The sequence below is a fragment of the Pseudarthrobacter sp. W1I19 genome (assembly GCF_030817835.1).
In the GTDB taxonomy this organism is placed as follows: Bacteria; Actinomycetota; Actinomycetes; order Actinomycetales; family Micrococcaceae; genus Arthrobacter.
This window is the reverse complement of sequence record NZ_JAUSZR010000001.1, coordinates 2,456,155-2,472,208: the sequence shown is the minus strand read 5'-3', so window position 1 is coordinate 2,472,208 and position 16,054 is coordinate 2,456,155. Positions and strand designations below refer to the sequence as shown.

Here is a 16,054-nt window from a genome sequence, read left to right as displayed (position 1 = left end):
CACCGCTACGTTTTGTTCGTCTCTGCCGCTATGCCAGGCCAAAGCACAGCTACCACTTTCTCCGCCAGCCCGGCGCGCTCCGTATCGTTCCGCAGGAAGGCTGCGAAGTAGCTGCCGAAGCACATGCTCGCGATAGTGCGAGTGTCGATGTCGCGCCGCACCTCACCTCGATCCTGCAGGCTTTTCAGCACCCTCTCCATCAGGTTGACGCGGGGCTCCACGGCGTGCTCGCAGACAATGGCAAGCAGTTCCGGAGTTCGTATGGTCTCACCCATAAAATTGCCCATGAGGACCATGGCGTCCGGGTTGAAATACGCGGGGTCAAGCCGGCGTACTGCCTCCGTCAGCGCTTCGGTGGCCGGCAGATCGTCCAGGTTCAGCGAGGGGTAGGTGTCCCGCTGGGCCTTGAAGCCATAGTCAAGGGCATCAACCACCAACTCAAATTTTCCCGGCCAACGCCGATAGAGCGTGGGTCTGGTTACTCCAGCGTCGGCAGCAATGTCGCCCAGCGCCATCCTCGAGTAGCCGTCCAGGACAAGCCGTTTGCGCGTTGCCAGAATTATTGCTTCATCCAACGCGGGATCTCGGGGGCGACCGCCTTTGGATGCGGCTACAGATTCCCCGTCACGATCAATGTCACGCACCTCGTTCGGCATCTGAAACCCCTCCATCTCGTTGCGTTACAGGCATTTAACGTAACATACCCCTCGATTCCGGCGACGAGGCTCGTCTAAGATCCTCGCCCCGTACAAAAACTCCTCCGCGCTTACGTTACAGCTATTGACTGTAACGTAAGCGAACGCTAGCGTTACTGGCATCACACGAACGTGTGCTGGAACAAACTTTAGGAGCAAGGAAATGAGCACCAGCAAGGATCTGATCGAGCGCAGCATCCCCTTCCTCACGGAAGTGAAGAACCGCACCGCTGGCGGGGAATTGGAGAACTGGCTAAATACGAACTACGGGCCCGGGACATCCCTTTATGACGATCTTGCCCGGATGATCACCGAGGGCGTCAGGGACGGCTGGGCCGCCAACATAGAAATTGACGGGCCGAACTACCGACGCAGCCGCATCGCAGAACCCAGCGAAGTGCTGAACTACTTCAGCATCACCGCCGTCTATATGAACAGTGTTGAGCCGTTCCGGGGACAGTATCACCAGCACCCCTACGGTGAGCTGAATCTGGTCGTCCCGCTGGATGCGGAGGCCAGGCTGATGGGTCCAAACGGATGGTCCGGGCCCGGTTGGACGGCTCCAGGGCCAGGGAGCCACCATTACCCAGAGTCAAAAGGAGGGGCTGTTATCGCGCTGTTCTTTTTGCCGGCAGGACGGATTTCCTACGACATCACTCCGAGCTGATCCCCCACGAAGGACATTAGGGTGCTATGCGAAACCTTGAAAAGAATCCACTCGCAGTGAAGCGGTTTGTGCCCTGGCGGCGGGACACCTTTATGAGCGTGGAGGATGCCATAAACAGCAGACGCAGCGTCAGAGCCTTCCTTCCGACCCCTGTTCCGGAGACGGAAGTTGAGCGTTTGCTTGCTCTCGCGGCCAGAGCTGCAAGCAACTCAAATTCACAGCCTTGGCAAGTTCACGTTGTCACCGGTGAGGCTAAAGCTGCCCTCACCGCGGCGCTTCTGGAAGCTCATGACAATCAGGACCGCGTCGAAAACGAATATCCGTACCAGCCCCGGCCGGACGAGTGGATTGAACCGTTCAGGTCCCGTCGCAGGCAATTCGGTGATCTTCTGTACCGCGAAACCTTGGGGATATCAGCCACGGATACTCCAGCGCGATTGATGCATCATCGGCGCAACTACGACTTCTTCGGAGCTCCTGTTGGCATCTTTGTCACCATCGGGCGTAGTTCCCTGGGCGGAGGTCTGCTCGACGCGGGTCTCTTCCTTCAGTCACTGATGCTGGCCGCGCGTGCTTCCGGGCTGGATACCTGCACGCAGGCCTCATTCATTGACTTCCATCCGGTCCTGCGTCTGCACATGCGCATCCCGGAGGACCAACTAATCGTCTGCGGAGTCTCACTTGGATATGCCGACCCACGGCACAGGTTGAACCGCTTGGCAACGACGAGGGAATGCGTTGACAGCTTCGTTACCTTTCACACTGAACCAGGGCAAAACGGCAACACCCTCTCAGCTTCGAGCCAACAATGAGCCAACAATAGGTACTTCACTCAGGCACCAAGAACCAGCCGCGAGACGAAGAACGCGCAAGACCCCAACGACCCGGGGGTCAAACAACCAGGACGACGGCTGCGGCGCCGGGTGACGGCGCCGCAGCCACTTAGAGGACAAGGAATTGCCTTGGAAACACAGGCTGATCTCAGTGCTGAGATCAACGCGATCGGCGATGCCTACGTGCGGGCCCTCAAGGACGGGGGCCCTGCCGAGACCCAGCCGCGGCTGGACTACCCGCCGTACCGCAGCAGCATCCTGCGGCACCCCACCAAGAGCCTGCATCACACTGACCCGGAGACCATCGAGCTGTACTCCCCGGCGTTCGGCCACCAGGACGTGCACGCCCTGGAATCGGACCTGACCATCCAGCACAACGGCGAGCCGCAGGGCGAGCGGATCATTGTGGCAGGCAAGGTCCTGGACGGTGACGGCCGCCCGGTGGCCGGGCAGTTGGTGGAGATTTGGCAGGCCAACGCCTCCGGCCGCTACATCCACAAGCGCGACCAGCACCCGGCCCCCATCGACCCCAACTTCACAGGCATTGGCCGCTGCATCACCGGGCCGGACGGCTCGTACCGGTTCACCACCATCAAGCCCGGCGCCTACCCCTGGAAGAACCACCTCAATGCCTGGCGCCCGGCACACATCCACTTCTCGCTGTTCGGCACCGAGTTCACCCAGCGCATCATCACGCAGATGTACTTCCCCGGCGACCAGCTCTTCCCGCTGGACCCCATCTACCAGACCATCGTTGACCAGGACGCCCGGGACCGGCTCGTGGCCAACTACGATCACAGCCTCACCGAACCCGAGTGGGCGCTGGGCTACAACTGGGACATTGTCCTGACCGGTCCCAAGCGGACCTGGACGGAAAACGAGGCGCTGGGCGCAGACAGTGACGAGGAGTAAGACGATGAGCACCAAACTGGTACCCACCCCCGCCCAGACGGTGGGCCCCTTCTACGGCTACGCCCTGCCGTACGAAAAGGACAACGAACTCCTGGCCCCCGGCTCACCCGGCTCCATCCGCCTGCAGGGCACGGTCTACGACGGATCCGGCCAGGACGTTGTGGATGCCATCCTGGAAATCTGGCAGCCCGACGCCGAGGGCAGGATCGTTCAGAAGACGGGTTCCCTGGTCCGCGACGGCTACACCTTCACCGGCTGGGGCCGCGGCGCGGTGGGAAACTCCGGCGCGTACACCTTCACCACCGTCAACCCGGGTCCCACCAAGCCAGGTGCGGCGGCGTTCATCTCCGTGGCCATCTTTGCCCGCGGCCTGACCAACCGGCTCTTCACCCGGATCTACCTTCCGGAGGACACCGAGGCGCTGGCCAATGATCCCCTGCTCACCTCGCTGGAGCCCGAGCGCCGCAAGACGCTCATCGCCCGGCGTGATTCCGACGGCGGCCTGGCCTTTGACATCCGCCTGCAGGGTGAGGGCGAGACAGTCTTCCTGGACTTCCAGTGACTGACGCGGCCAGCTCAGAAAAGTCCCCTGCCGAATGGGAGCCGCGACCGCTGCCGCTGCGCTCCTCGGGCAGCGCTGCCTGTCCGAGAAGGGAGTCTTGTCCACAGAAGAGGTGCGACAGAAGCACGACGCCATTTCATCCGCAAGGCACTAACGAGTCTTCTTCTGCACGTAACCCTGAGCCGCCGGCGGATCCTCGGCGTGCCTCCCAACCCAACGGGCACTCCGTTCCCCTTACGCCGCGTTGAATGGAGCTTCCCGTGGCTAAACCAGTCCTGAAGGCAGTGCTGTTGTCACCCCAGCGGCCCTTGGGCGAGCACCCCCTGCTGGTGGTGGGCCCGTCCCTGGGCACGTCCTCGATCCTGTGGAACAGGGCCGCCTCGCTGTTGGGGACCGACTACGACGTGGTGGCCTGGGACCTGCCGGGCCATGGTGTCTCGCCCGCGGCGACGGAGACGTTTGACGTGGCTGCGCTGGCGGACGCCGTGGTGGGCCTTATGGATTCCATCGCCCCCGGCGAGGCGTTCCACTATGCGGGGGTCTCCCTGGGCGGCGCCACCGGCCTGCAGCTCGGCATCAAGCACGGGGAGCGGCTCAAGAGCCTCTCCGTTCAAAACAGCGGGGCCAAGATGGGCACCCCTGAGGGTTGGCTGGAGCGCGCCGAAACGGTCCGGAACCAGGGGACGCCGGTGATGATCCAGGGTTCGGCCCAGCGTTGGTTCGCTCCTGGTTTTATGGACCGTGAGCCTGAGCTGAGCAGCAGGCTCCTGCATGCCCTGCGTGACGCCGACCGCTTCAGTTACGCCTTCTGCTGCGAGGCCCTGGCGGCCTTTGACGTGCGCGACGAACTCGGCGCCATCCGCGTCCCCACGCAGGTTATTGCCGGGGCGCTGGATGGCGTGGCCACGCCGTCGATGGCTGAGGAAGTGGCGGCCGGGATCACCGCGGGCGGCGGCACCGCCACCGCCGTCACGCTCGAGGGAGTGGCCCACCTTGCCCCCGCCGAGGCGCCCGCCCACCTGGCGGAGCTGATGCGCGGGCTCCTGGCCTGGGCCGAATCACGGGAGGCGGCCAAGTGAGCGGGACGGAGCGGCACGGCGTGGTCCAGCCCGGCGCCAGCAGCCAGGAGATTTACGACGGCGGCATGGTGGTCCGCCGCGAAGTCCTGGGCGATGCGCACGTGGACCGGGCCAATGCCAACAAGGATGGGTTCACCGAGGACTTCCAGGACATGATCACGCGGATCGCGTGGGGTGGCATCTGGACCCGGCCGGGCCTGACCCGGCAGATGCGGTCCGCCGTGACCATCACGGCGATGGTGGCGCACGGGCACTGGGAAGAGCTGGCGATGCACATCCGCGCGGCCCTTACCAACGGCCTGAGCAGGGACGAGATCAAGGAAATCCTGCTCCAGACCGCCATCTACTGCGGCGTCCCGTCCGCGAACACCGCCTTCAAAACCGCCCAGCAGGTCTTTCGAGAAATGGATACAACCTCATGAACCAGGCTTTTGTGTACGACGCCGTGCGCACCCCGTTTGGCAAGTTCGGTTCCGGCCTTGCCGCCGTCCGCCCGGACGACCTTGCCGCCCACGTGATCAAGGAGTCCGTAAAGCGCGCTCCCGGGCTGGACCCGGAGCGGATTGATGAGGTGGTGTTCGGCAACGCCAACGGCGCCGGCGAGGAGAACCGCAACATTGCCCGGATGGGAACGCTTTTGGCGGGCCTTCCGGTGTCGATTCCGGGGACCACGGTTAACCGGCTCTGCGGGTCCTCGCTGGATGCTGCAATTATCGCTTCGCGCCAGATCAACGCCGGCGACGCCGACCTGATGCTGGTGGGCGGGGCCGAGTCGATGTCCCGAGCGCCTTGGGTGCTGCCGAAGACGGAAAAGCCCTACCCGGCCGGGGACATGACGCTGGCCTCCACCACCCTGGGCTGGCGGCTGGTGAACAAGGCGATGCCCAAGGAGTGGACCATCTCCCTGGGCGAGGCCACCGAACGGCTGCGCGAAAAGTACGGTGTGTCCCGGCAGGCGCAGGACGAATTCGCCGCTGATTCCCACAACCTCTCCGCGGCAGCGTGGGACGAGGGCTTCTACGACAACCTCGTGGCACCGGTGCCGGGAACTGACCTGGTCCGGGACGAGGGCATCCGCCCCGGTTCCACCGCGGAGAAACTCGCGGCCCTGAAGACGGTGTTCCGTTCCGAGCCGGAGGGCGCCGAGGTGGGAGGCACGGTCACCGCCGGCAACGCGTCCCCGTTGTCCGACGGCGCCTCCGCGGCCTGGGTGGGATCCGAGGCCGCCGCCGGGCTGCTGGGCCTGGAGCCCCTGGCCCGTATTGCCGGGCGTGGTGCGCACGGTAATGATCCGCAGTACTTCGGGTTCGCACCGGTGGAGGCGGCGAACAAAGCATTGGCGAAGGCGGGCATCGGCTGGGACCAGGTGGGCGCCGTCGAACTTAACGAAGCGTTCGCCGCGCAGTCGCTGGCCTGCATCAACGCCTGGGGCATCGACCCCGCCATGGTGAACCGGCACGGCGGCGCCATCGCGATGGGCCACCCGCTCGGCGCCTCCGGCACCCGGATCCTGGGCACCCTGGCCCGGTCCCTGCAGGCCTCCGGGGAACGGTGGGGCGTCGCGGCGATCTGCATCGGTGTGGGCCAGGGCCTGGCCGTGGTCCTGGAAAACGTAACTGCTTCCGGCAACAGCGCAGGAAAGGCGTAGGGGAATGCTGAACTTTGTAGATTCGGTCCGGGAGGCCGTGGCCGGCATCAAGGACGGCTCCACCGTGATGATCGGCGGGTTCGGCAACGCCGGGCAGCCGTTCGAACTGATCGACGCGCTGCTCGAATGCGGGGCCAGGGACCTGACGGTGGTGAACAACAACGCCGGCCAGGGCGATCAGGGCCTGGCGCTGCTGATCAAGGAGGGCCGGGTGAAGAAGATGATCTGCTCCTTCCCGCGGCAGTCCGATTCCTGGCACTTCGACGCCAAGTACAAGGCCGGCGAGATCGAACTCGAGCTCGTCCCGCAGGGCAACCTCGCCGAACGCATCCGCGCCGCCGGGGCCGGGATCGGCGGGTTCTTCACCCCCACCGGCTACGGCACCATGCTCGCCGAAGGCAAGGAAACCCGGATCATCGACGGCCACGGCCAGGTCTTCGAAACGCCCATCCACGCCGACGTCGCCCTGATCAAGGCACTCAAGGCCGACGGCAAGGGAAACCTCGTCTACAGCAAGACCGCCCGGAACTTCGGGCCCATCATGGCCGCCGCCGCGAAGCAGACCATCGTCCAGGTCTCCGAAATCGTCCCGACCGGGGCGCTGGACCCGGAAAACGTGGTGACCCCCGGAATCTACGTCAACACGGTTGTCCGCGTCCCGGCGGTCCCGGGCAGCACCGCCGGCACTAGCGAGAAGGTGGCTTGAGATGACCACTGCAACATCCCTCCAGACCTCCGCCACGCCCCTGGGCCGGGATGACCTGGCCCGCCTCGTGGCCAAGGACATCGCCCCGGGATCGTTCGTGAACCTCGGCATCGGCCAGCCCACCCTGGTGTCCAACTACCTCACCGAGGAACAGAACATCACCCTCCACACGGAGAACGGGATGCTCGGCATGGGACCCGCCGCCGAGGGGGAGCAGATCGACGGGGACCTCATCAACGCCGGCAAGATCCCGGTCACCGAACTCCCGGGTGCGTCCTACTTCCACCACGCCGACTCGTTCGCGATCATGCGCGGCGGGCACCTGGACATCTGCGTGCTGGGCGCGTTCCAGGTCTCTGCCACCGGCGACCTCGCCAACTGGCACACCGGGGCACCCGGGGCCATCCCCGCCGTCGGCGGTGCCATGGACCTCGCCACCGGTGCGAAGGACGTGTTCGTGATGATGACCCTGCTCACCCGCGAAGGTGCCTCCAAGATCGTGGAAACCTGCACCTACCCGCTCACCGGCGTCGGCTGCGTCACCCGCGTCTACACCGACAAAGCCGTCTTGCTCACCGGCCCCGACGGAGTCCAGGTCCGCGAAACCTTCGGCTGCACCCTCGAAGAACTCCAAGAACTGGTATCCATCCCGCTCAAGGCTGTCTAGGACTCGTTCCGTAACTGGATTTCTAGAGGGAGAAGCTTCAAGAACTCTCCCGCAGTCAAGGGCTTTGCGATATCAACAATACGTTACATCTATTGACCGTAACGTATCTTACCGTTAGTCTTTTTTTATATCAACACAGGCACTAGTAATCAATGGAGGTGAGTTGTAGTGCAAACGCTTGATCAGGACACTCCGCCAACGTCAGCTGTTGCCCTGCGTTACGCTGACTATTACTCCACGCCGTCCTATAAGGACTTTATGGATCTAGTTGCATCGGGGTGGAATGCTGAACTGCACACCATCAGCTCACGACCAAACTGATTGTCGGGGCCGAACGAGCATGACCGAAGTGGTTCAAGGCTATCTGGAGGGCGAGCTCCGGTACTTTTTGGTTGACCGCTCGGCTGACGCAACCCTCTTGCTGGGCAACCCCTTGACGGGATGGGACGACCTGAAGCGCCATTCGATCGTTACAGTGAGCAACGGAAGATCTTGCCCCACCGTCGGACTGGTGGACACCGTTATGCCCGACGGGTCTGCCTTTTGGCTTGTAGGTCAGTGGGACCGTCGGCTCATTACCGAACGGACGGCTACACAGTTTGGGCTGTGGAAAGCCATCAAAGCCCCAGCGCGCCGCTCCGCGCGGTGCTCTACAAGCACGTCGTGAGTGAAGCCACACCCTAGAAACCCGGGCCCTTACTGGCTCTGGAAACCCACTGGCTTGTCCTTCAGTCGCAGATGCCTCCAATCCTCGTGGCCTCCTGATTTGTTAGGTTCGGAGGAGTCTCTTTTTGGTTTGATGTGTTGTGCCCTCAACGATGCCCGACGAGTCGGTCCGCCCGACGGACAGGCTGCAATTCAAACCACTGACGACCCATTTGGCTGTAGATAAAGGGACGGGTCAAAGTCAGGGCGGCGGATCCGCGGGACACGAGCCGCCCAACAATAGTAAGTAGGGCGTGCCTTTCAACCCCTCGGGTTGCGGATGAGGGTTGCGTCGTCCTGGGGACCACGTGAGTTTCGGCATGGTCGCGGTCAAATCTTTCTGCGCATTCTGGCCTGTTCCACTAAGTCAGCCATCCAAGGTCGGGGTCCAGTATGAAACGACATGCCCTTTGGCAACCCATTAATAGTCGTGGTGGAACCTTTGATGTCGATCGTGATCCGGCCCTCGGCCATCGGAGCGTTGGTGATGTGCAGGTCGCCGTAGGATTCCGGAAGGGCTGGATCCATCCACAAGCCACCGAGGGCAACATCCGGATAATAACCCATCAGACTCTTTATCAACATGATTGGAGTAGTCGCAGCCCAGGCCTGCGGCGAGCAGGCCGTGGGATAAGGCACTGGCTCATCGAAGTGCTCGCGGCTGAAGCCACAGAACAATTCGGGCAATCGTCCTGTCGAATAGTCGGCCGCCTCCAGCAGGGCAGTGGAGATCAGCTGGGCCTGCTCCACGAAGCCATAGCGCAACAATCCGGCGGCAATAATGGCATTATCGTGGGGCCAAACCGATCCGTTGTGGTAGCTTGCAGGGTTGTACGCGCCCATGTCGCTCGCAAGGGTCCGCACGCCCCAGCCGCTGAACATCTCCGGAGACATCAGACGCTCGGCAACCAGCGGCGCCTTGTCTTCATCTATGATTCCGAACAGCAGGCACTGTCCCATATTGGACGCGCAGGCATCCACAGGCTGCTTGTGGCGGTCCAGCGCAATGGCGTAGTAGCCGCGCTCAGGTAGCCAGAACTGTTCGTTGAAATGCCGTTTCAGCAGCGCGGCGCGGTCTCGAAGCTCGATCGCCAAGTCCACGTCCCCTGAGTCGTAGGCCATCCAGGAACGGGCAAGGTACGCGGCATAGACGTAGGCCTGAACCTCACACAACGCGATTGGCGGCTCTGCCATCCTGCCGTCTGCAAAATTGATGCCGTCCCAGGAGTCCTTCCAGCCCTGATTGATCAGCCCCCGGTCGTTCAGCCGCTCATACTCTACAAATCCGTCACCGTCGCGATCCCCGTAATCTTGGATCCAAGCCAGCGCGCGGTCAGCATGGGGCAGCAGCGCATCGATGGTGTCTTTGGCGAAGCCCCAGCGGCTGACTTCCCCCAGCAGCATTACGAAGAGGGGGGTGGCGTCAACGCTGCCGAAGTAAGCGGACTTGCCACCTAACGCCAACCCGGTAGAGACATCGAGCCGGACCTCGTGCAGGATCTTGCCCGGCTCTTCTTCGCTCATAGCATCCGTGACGCTTCCCTGACGGTCAGCCAGCGTCTGGATAGTACCAAGGGCCAGGGAAGGGTCCACTGACAGCGCCATGAGAGACGCCCACAGCGAGTCCCGCCCGAACAATGCCATGAACCAAGGCGCCCCCGCAGCCACTACGATCCGCTCAGGATGCTCCGGATCTTCGATCCGGAGCGCTCCCAAGTCGTCATAGCTGCGTCGCAGAGTGCGTTCGATGGAAGCGTTCCCCGTCTGCAAGACGGGAATCTTCTTCACCCACTCTTGCCGACGGCGGTCACGCGGCGACAGTTGGCCCGCGGCCTGGCGAATTGGTGACACCACCGGGCTCGTGCCCTCAAATGTGGGTGTCACGCTCAGCGTGGTGCTCCATTCACCGTGTGGCGCCACAATTGGCCGATACGTCAGGGCCTCGTGTGCGAAGTCGGCACCGCTGGCCGTTATTGCGATGCCCTTGCGGACGTCCCGCCAAGCGGCCCGGATGTTGAGGACGTCGCCCACCGCCTCGCGGGACTCCTCCCAGTGCCGCTGGATGCGAGCATCTTTCACCTCGAAAAGGTCCGCGAAGTCCGCCTCAACCTTGAGGGAAACGACGCACTCCACCGGTGTGGGGGAGTAGTTCCGGAGCGTAACCTGCTCCTGAATACCGGCACCCAACTCGCGGAGGCGTTCCACGATCAACGGGCTGTCCGCGTACCCATCAGAGCGCAGTACCCGCCCGGCAAACAGGCCCCGGTATGGCTCCTTCGCTTTCGCCGCCAGCGGCTCCAACGGTGCCCCGTCTACCGTTAGCTCCCAGCGGGAGAGGACGCGGATGTCCTCTAAGAAAACCCCATGGGGATGCTCTGGATGTATATCCCCGTTCGGAGAGGAAATGCAGAACGATGAACCATCCACTAATGTCACACTGCCAGCCCCCAGCGGCCCGGCTGCAGTGTCCGCATTCCACCCGCTCATCTCGGCCCCTCCAAAGGAATACCTTGACTATTGGCACCAAGCCGCCCGGCGATCTACATTCCATACGGTGCTCGACGCCCTCTTTTGTTGTCCAATGACGCTACGCTTGCATGCTCGGCGACGCCAGATCCACAAGCGTGCTGTCACAATGGGTGGTCTTGAAGAGCCTTTTGAAAGGCACCGCCGTTCCCGGCGACTACGGGTCTTTTGTTTGAATGCACGGGCAGCTACTGCGGTAAACGGACCGCCAAGTACCCCCGCGGCCATCTTCATTTCAGAAGAACGAACCGGCCGTGCGCTGCGCCTTTTGGTGAAGCACTGCCAGGAACTGGAAAAGCAGGTCCGGGCCCTCACGGCTCAATCGACCGTCTCCTCAAAGCCCAAGCATCCGGCCTCATCAACATCGTCGGTTTGGCCCTGATCCGGCAGACAACTGCTCATCACCTCCTCGAGACTGTCATGACCGGCCCTCCGCTTGGCCCTCTAGCCTACGACTGCGGAACTCGCGAACCTGTGCGCTGGATCAGCCGGTACCGGTCCATGGTCGGCAGGGCCGGGTTCCTGTCAGGGCGGGGGCGGGCAGGTCATATGCTGCGATGGTTGCTAACCACTTCTTTCATGGCGGCAAGGCGCGGGGCCATGGCGGCTCGACCGCCAGTGGGTCCCGGGCGTTGAGTGCTGACCTGCCGCCGCAGGAGTGATCGCAAGCTTTACCTTCTACGAAAAGCCTTGTCGCTTCCATTCTGGGTAAAGAGTGAAAACGGCAGCGAACAATAGACTATGGACATAGGTCACTTAGGGAAAAGAAATAAATCGGGAAGTATTAGTTCCGCAAACAGAATGTGCCTTAGATCGAGTACGAACAATTCCCGATCCAAGCTGCTCGCTGCCAGGACGCGCCTAGTAGAGTTTTCCCGGAGCCTTCAGAGATTGCGCTACTCAGGAACGTCAGGAACGCGAGTGGAAACGAGACACTCAGGGGATACCCGTCGTCCATCGGCAGTAACAAAAGCCAATTCCGCAATTTCACCTGTTGCGCCAACGGTGAACGCGGGGGAGTTGCCCCCCTCCCGGGGCCGTTTCGCGCGCCCCCACGTGGCGAGTCCTGCAATTACCACATTTAGTGCTTTCCCTGCTTCAGTGAGCGCATACTCGCTCCTCTCGCGAGCACCACGTTCTCTGTAGGAGTGGCGCTCCATAAGGCCTTCCTCAACCAACGTGTCAAGGCGATTTGCGAGGATATTCGGTGCAATTCCAAGCGCTTCCTTGAAGTCAGAAAAACGGGTTGTTCCCGACACCAAGGCCTCGCGCACGATCAGCAACATCCACTTATCACCCAGCAGGTCAAGGCTGCGCGCGACCGAGCATGCGGAATCAGGACCGAGGTGCTTGCGCATAATTTTATGATAGCTAAATTGCAAGACGCAATCCAGTAGCTGAGATGCAGATTGCAACTGAGTCTAAAGCCCCCGAGCCTTGCCATCACGGTAACCGTGGGAACCCTGTACCCGCACTTGGGCAAGCCCTTTTCGTTGAGAGGTGGGCGCAGGGTTATGCGAATTTCGTCCCAATTTGGAGAGATATAGTGCCTTCGATCTTCGACCCGTTTGATCTCGGACCGTTCCGCCTCAAAAACCACGTCGTAATGGCGCCGATGGAGCGATCCGAGCCGCCGCCACTAATGGTGTTGGTGCCATAGGAGCCAACCCACCGAAGCGGCGCCCTCAGGGGTAGGGTGTGCCCTAGCCGACGAAGGGGTCACCGTGAGCTACAAATATCGAACTGTTCGGGTTCGCGGTACCGAGCTGGTTGGAACGATTGCCAGGAAGCATGGGAGTGCGGCTGAGATCTACGAAACGTCCAAAGACCCGAGCACATCAGTAGTTCCTGTGTTCTTCGAGGCAACGTGCGAGATCCGTTTTTCGACAGGTCAGTGCTGGAGGACGTTGGGGCACCAGCCATTTGATCCGCCCAGGCATACCGGGGCGGGCCCGCCGGCCTGGGCTGTGGGAGCCATTTCAGGGGCAAATGAGGTGTGCACAATATCCACACTTTCGCCCTCGAAGCGGGTCGCACATGGGTTGGACTGGCTCGTATTCCGCGTGTTCTCGCAGGTTCCCGGTGTTTACAAGGCCTGGAAGGCAGTTCGAGTCCCACCTCGGGCACAGTGTTTCCGCGGGTCAGAGGCTTTTTCGCCGCTGAGTGTTACAAAGCTTGACACGTTGGAACTATAGGGCGTACTGGCAGGTTTTGTTGCGGACCTGACAGCAGTTATCCCTTGCTGCCCCCAAAGCTGAGGGGCGGCTCTTCTGATCGGTCACGCGATGATTTGCGGCCTTCTTGCCTGCCTTCCGAACGGAATCTCATGCCCGGGACGTTTGGCCAGCAGGGACAACACGATCTGGCCCAAACATTGGGAAGCGTCAGGTTGGGGTCCAAGAGCTCTCTCAACGATCGTCAGGAAAAGGAAAATCGCACCCCCTCCTGAACGGCTCCGGGGCTCCTGTCTGAATGTCAGATTGGGGGGTGTGCCCAAGCTGGACGTACAGGCCGAGTGAATGACCTCGGTGGTCCCCGTCTCACAAACAGCCGATGAACAACGACGAGAATCGCCGCTGCCTAAGGAATAGCCTTGGGTCATGGGGAGCGCGGACCTTCGCGACGGACCTTACACCACGAAGCGCGAAGCGTTCATGAGCATTCAGGAGTGCTTCGTCGGAGCACCTCAAGCTTCTGTTCGGACGCACTTGCCTATCATACCCCTAGGGGGTATATTTGGGGTGTTGTCAGCGACATGGTTTGTCCCGGCCGGTGCCCTGCACCCGCCCTTACAGCCGTCAACCCCAGCACCCATTGATGCTTCGTCAAGGAATGGAAACTGGCGTGTTTGAATCTGAAAAGCGCACTGAACTGCCTCTCGCCCGGTCGGCTGGGGGGTGCGGCTGCTGCTCATCCGAACCCTCCTCCTCGCGCGTTGCCGCCGACGGCGTTGAGTTCACTGTTGAAGGTCTAACCTGCGGGCACTGTGTCCAGACTGTTGAGAAGGCTGTCTCGGCACTTGAGGACATGGAATCTGCCTCTGTTGAGCTCGTTCCCGGCGGCCGTTCCCGTCTGGTTGTCAGCGGTCGAGCCAACAGTGTCGCTGTCCGTGAGGCCGTTACTTCTGCCGGTTACTCCGTTATCAGCAACTGAGCCGGTAGTACGCCGCGGTTCCCCTGTTGCCAACCGTGCGGAATCGCGTTCTCCCTTTTGCTCGAGGACTTGAGGGCCGAAACACCGTGCCGGGCCATCAATTCCCGTGGCCCGGCAGCGGCCAGGCCGTGGGGCACAGACGTGCTGCAACCCGACAAGCTGCCCCGGTCACGGCGACGGACGAGGCTCCGGCCAGGGCAGCACCGCCAAGCGGTAACGGGGCCCTGTGCACCCTTCGCTGCGGCGGCAGCTTGTCCCAAACCTAATGAGTCGGCACCCATGCGGGATGCGCGAGCAGACGAAAGTCACTGCGGGCCCCCGCGCTGCCTCCCCAAATTTTGAAGGAAATGTTGTGACAGAGAAAACAGGACAGCGGCGGGATTTGATACCGCTGCTGGTGATAGCCACCGCGCAGCTGATGCTGGTACTGGACGACTCGATCGTGAATATCGCGTTGCCGAGCATCCAGCAGGAACTCGGGATCGACGCCGTGCATTTGCCCTGGATCGTGAACGCCTACATCCTTGCGTTCGGTGCCCTGCTGCTCCTGGGCGGGCGGATCGGCGACCTCTACGGGCGCCGGCGTGCCCTGCAGGCGGGCCTGGTGATCTTCGTGCTTGCGTCACTGGTCGGCGGTCTCGGCCTGAACAGCGGGGCGCTCATAGGCGCCCGGGCCGTCCAGGGGCTGGGGGCGGCGCTGGTCGCACCGAATGCCCTGGCCTTGATCGCCACAACCTTCGCCGAGCGCAAGACGCGGGACGCCGCCCTCGGGCTGTACGGCGCGATGTCGGGACTCGGGATCGTGATCGGTCTGCTCCTCGGTGGCGTGTTGACTGGCACCCTGGGCTGGCGGTGGGTCTTCTTCATCAACATTCCCATCGGGATCCTGGTGCTGCTCGGCAGCCGCACGCTTGTTGAAGCCGAGCGTCACCCGGGCAGCCTTGACGTCAGGGGCGCAGTGCTGGGAACCAGCGGCATGGTTGCCCTGGTGTATGCCATCACCCGCTTTGGTGAAGATGGTTTCACCGACCCGATCGGGCTCGGGCTCCTCGGCGCCGCACTGGTGCTGCTCGCAGCGTTCATCGCTACGCAAGCACGCAGCAGCACACCGCTGGTCCCACTGAGCTTGTTCCGGGACCGCGGCCGCGCCGGCGCCTACGCGTCCATGCTGTTGCTGGCCGTCGGCCCGATGGGCACCTTCTATGTGATCACCCTTTACCTCCAGCAGGTACAGCACTACAGCCCCCTGCAAACCGGCGCGGGCTGGCTCCCTTTCGCCGCCGGGATAATCGTCGGAGCCGGCGCCGCCCCCAAACTGCTCAACAAGGTGGCTCCGCGCGTCATCGCAGCAGGGGGCGCTGTGCTCAGCGCCGCTGCAGCCTTCTGGTTCTCCTTCATCCAGGTAGACACGAGCTACTGGCTGCACCTTGCCCCGGCCATGTTCTTCCTCGCCCTCGGGTTCGGCCTCGGCGTCATTGCCCTGACCCAGGCCGCGGTCTACAACACGGCATCCCACGAGGCCGGCATTGCTTCCGCACTGCTCAACTCCGCCCAGCAAATCGGGGTGGCCCTGGGACTGGCGGTTCTGGCTGGCATCGCCGCAACCGTCACCGGGACGCCCGAACCCGGCGCAACAGCGGCCCCTCAACTGGTCATCGGGTACGGCAGCGCACTCACCGTCGCCGGCATGCTCGCAGCAGCAGGAATACTGGCCGCCACCACCCTGCCCTCCAAAGCAACGGCACAAGCCGATCACAAGTCCGCTGTGGCTGCAATCCACGAGCCGAGCCACTAGCAGGAACCGAAAAGTCGGCAGGCCCGCCGCTGCATTCACGGGCGCCCTTACGGTCACCGCCCGCCCACAACACCGGCAAATAGCAGTACCCGCTACGCAACGAAAG

At 62.5% G+C, this 16,054-nt stretch carries 14 protein-coding genes; 11 read left to right on the top strand and 3 right to left on the bottom strand.

Features of this window, described 5'->3' with window-relative positions:
- Positions 1 to 5: 5 nt before the first annotated feature.
- The gene (locus QF038_RS11670; protein ID WP_307610301.1) at positions 6 to 575 is read right to left on the bottom strand and encodes a TetR/AcrR family transcriptional regulator; all 570 of its coding nucleotides are present in this window, start codon (positions 573 to 575) and stop codon (positions 6 to 8) included.
- Between the two features lie 283 nt (positions 576 to 858).
- Between QF038_RS11670 and QF038_RS11665 the strand changes: the two genes are divergently transcribed.
- The 9 genes from QF038_RS11665 (at position 859) to QF038_RS11625 (ending at position 7,769) form a co-directional block, all read left to right on the top strand.
- Positions 859 to 1,362: a DUF4863 family protein gene (locus tag QF038_RS11665; protein ID WP_307610300.1), complete on the top strand. Its 504-nt coding sequence runs from the start codon at positions 859 to 861 to the stop codon at positions 1,360 to 1,362.
- A gap of 26 nt (positions 1,363 to 1,388) precedes the next feature.
- Complete coding sequence (locus QF038_RS11660) at positions 1,389 to 2,174, top strand: nitroreductase (protein ID WP_307610299.1); 786 nt, start codon at positions 1,389 to 1,391, stop codon at positions 2,172 to 2,174.
- Positions 2,175 to 2,273: 99 nt separating this feature from the next.
- Complete coding sequence (gene pcaH / locus QF038_RS11655) at positions 2,274 to 3,107, top strand: protocatechuate 3,4-dioxygenase subunit beta (protein ID WP_307613455.1); 834 nt, start codon at positions 2,274 to 2,276, stop codon at positions 3,105 to 3,107.
- 4 nt (positions 3,108 to 3,111) lie between these two features.
- Positions 3,112 to 3,669: a protocatechuate 3,4-dioxygenase subunit alpha gene (pcaG, locus tag QF038_RS11650; protein ID WP_307610298.1), complete on the top strand. Its 558-nt coding sequence runs from the start codon at positions 3,112 to 3,114 to the stop codon at positions 3,667 to 3,669.
- A gap of 260 nt (positions 3,670 to 3,929) precedes the next feature.
- Positions 3,930 to 4,748 carry an alpha/beta fold hydrolase gene (locus QF038_RS11645; RefSeq protein ID WP_307610297.1) on the top strand — a complete coding sequence of 273 codons (819 nt, stop codon included), beginning with the start codon at positions 3,930 to 3,932 and terminating at the stop codon, positions 4,746 to 4,748.
- Positions 4,745 to 5,170, top strand: a complete 426-nt coding sequence (pcaC, locus tag QF038_RS11640) for a 4-carboxymuconolactone decarboxylase (RefSeq protein ID WP_307610296.1) — start codon at positions 4,745 to 4,747, stop codon at positions 5,168 to 5,170. Before QF038_RS11645 ends, pcaC begins: the two co-directional genes overlap by 4 nt.
- Positions 5,167 to 6,396, top strand: a complete 1,230-nt coding sequence (locus QF038_RS11635) for a thiolase family protein (protein WP_307610295.1) — start codon at positions 5,167 to 5,169, stop codon at positions 6,394 to 6,396. The genes pcaC and QF038_RS11635 overlap by 4 nt, the downstream gene beginning before the upstream one ends.
- Positions 6,397 to 6,400: 4 nt before the next feature.
- Positions 6,401 to 7,102: a 3-oxoacid CoA-transferase subunit A gene (locus QF038_RS11630; protein WP_307610294.1), complete on the top strand. Its 702-nt coding sequence runs from the start codon at positions 6,401 to 6,403 to the stop codon at positions 7,100 to 7,102.
- Position 7,103: 1 nt separating this feature from the next.
- The gene (locus QF038_RS11625; protein ID WP_307610293.1) at positions 7,104 to 7,769 is read left to right on the top strand and encodes a 3-oxoacid CoA-transferase subunit B; all 666 of its coding nucleotides are present in this window, start codon (positions 7,104 to 7,106) and stop codon (positions 7,767 to 7,769) included.
- 1,035 nt (positions 7,770 to 8,804) lie between these two features.
- On the opposite strand, the gene QF038_RS11620 is transcribed toward QF038_RS11625, so the two are convergent.
- Together QF038_RS11620 and QF038_RS11615 are read right to left on the bottom strand one after the other, a co-directional pair.
- On the bottom strand, positions 8,805 to 10,961 hold the full coding sequence (locus QF038_RS11620; RefSeq protein ID WP_307610292.1) for a glycogen debranching N-terminal domain-containing protein: 2,157 nt from the start codon (positions 10,959 to 10,961) through the stop codon (positions 8,805 to 8,807).
- A 935-nt stretch (positions 10,962 to 11,896) separates the two neighbouring features.
- The gene (locus tag QF038_RS11615; RefSeq protein ID WP_307610291.1) at positions 11,897 to 12,358 is read right to left on the bottom strand and encodes a helix-turn-helix domain-containing protein; all 462 of its coding nucleotides are present in this window, start codon (positions 12,356 to 12,358) and stop codon (positions 11,897 to 11,899) included.
- A 1,459-nt stretch (positions 12,359 to 13,817) separates the two neighbouring features.
- On the opposite strand from QF038_RS11615, the gene QF038_RS22335 reads away from it, so the two are divergent.
- The gene (locus tag QF038_RS22335) at positions 13,818 to 14,153 is read left to right on the top strand and encodes a heavy-metal-associated domain-containing protein (RefSeq protein WP_373461558.1); all 336 of its coding nucleotides are present in this window, start codon (positions 13,818 to 13,820) and stop codon (positions 14,151 to 14,153) included.
- Positions 14,154 to 14,505: 352 nt separating this feature from the next.
- Positions 14,506 to 15,948 (top strand): MFS transporter, encoded by a 1,443-nt coding sequence (locus QF038_RS11610; protein ID WP_307610290.1) that lies wholly within the window; start codon positions 14,506 to 14,508, stop codon positions 15,946 to 15,948.
- Positions 15,949 to 16,054: the final 106 nt, after the last annotated feature.

What these genes read in the sequence shown, in the direction of transcription:
- QF038_RS11665 (WP_307610300.1), top strand. Translation starts at nt 859, where the DNA reads ATGAGCACCAGCAAGGATCTGATCGAGCGCAGCATCCCCTTCCTCACG.
- QF038_RS11660 (WP_307610299.1), top strand. Translation starts at nt 1,389, where the DNA reads ATGCGAAACCTTGAAAAGAATCCACTCGCAGTGAAGCGGTTTGTGCCC.
- pcaG (WP_307610298.1), top strand. Translation starts at nt 3,112, where the DNA reads ATGAGCACCAAACTGGTACCCACCCCCGCCCAGACGGTGGGCCCCTTC.
- QF038_RS11635 (WP_307610295.1), top strand. Translation starts at nt 5,167, where the DNA reads ATGAACCAGGCTTTTGTGTACGACGCCGTGCGCACCCCGTTTGGCAAG.
- QF038_RS11630 (WP_307610294.1), top strand. Translation starts at nt 6,401, where the DNA reads ATGCTGAACTTTGTAGATTCGGTCCGGGAGGCCGTGGCCGGCATCAAG.
- QF038_RS11625 (WP_307610293.1), top strand. Translation starts at nt 7,104, where the DNA reads ATGACCACTGCAACATCCCTCCAGACCTCCGCCACGCCCCTGGGCCGG.
- QF038_RS11620 (WP_307610292.1), bottom strand. Translation starts at nt 10,961, where the DNA reads ATGAGCGGGTGGAATGCGGACACTGCAGCCGGGCCGCTGGGGGCTGGC.
- QF038_RS11615 (WP_307610291.1), bottom strand. Translation starts at nt 12,358, where the DNA reads ATGCGCAAGCACCTCGGTCCTGATTCCGCATGCTCGGTCGCGCGCAGC.
- QF038_RS22335 (WP_373461558.1), top strand. Translation starts at nt 13,818, where the DNA reads ATGCTTCGTCAAGGAATGGAAACTGGCGTGTTTGAATCTGAAAAGCGC.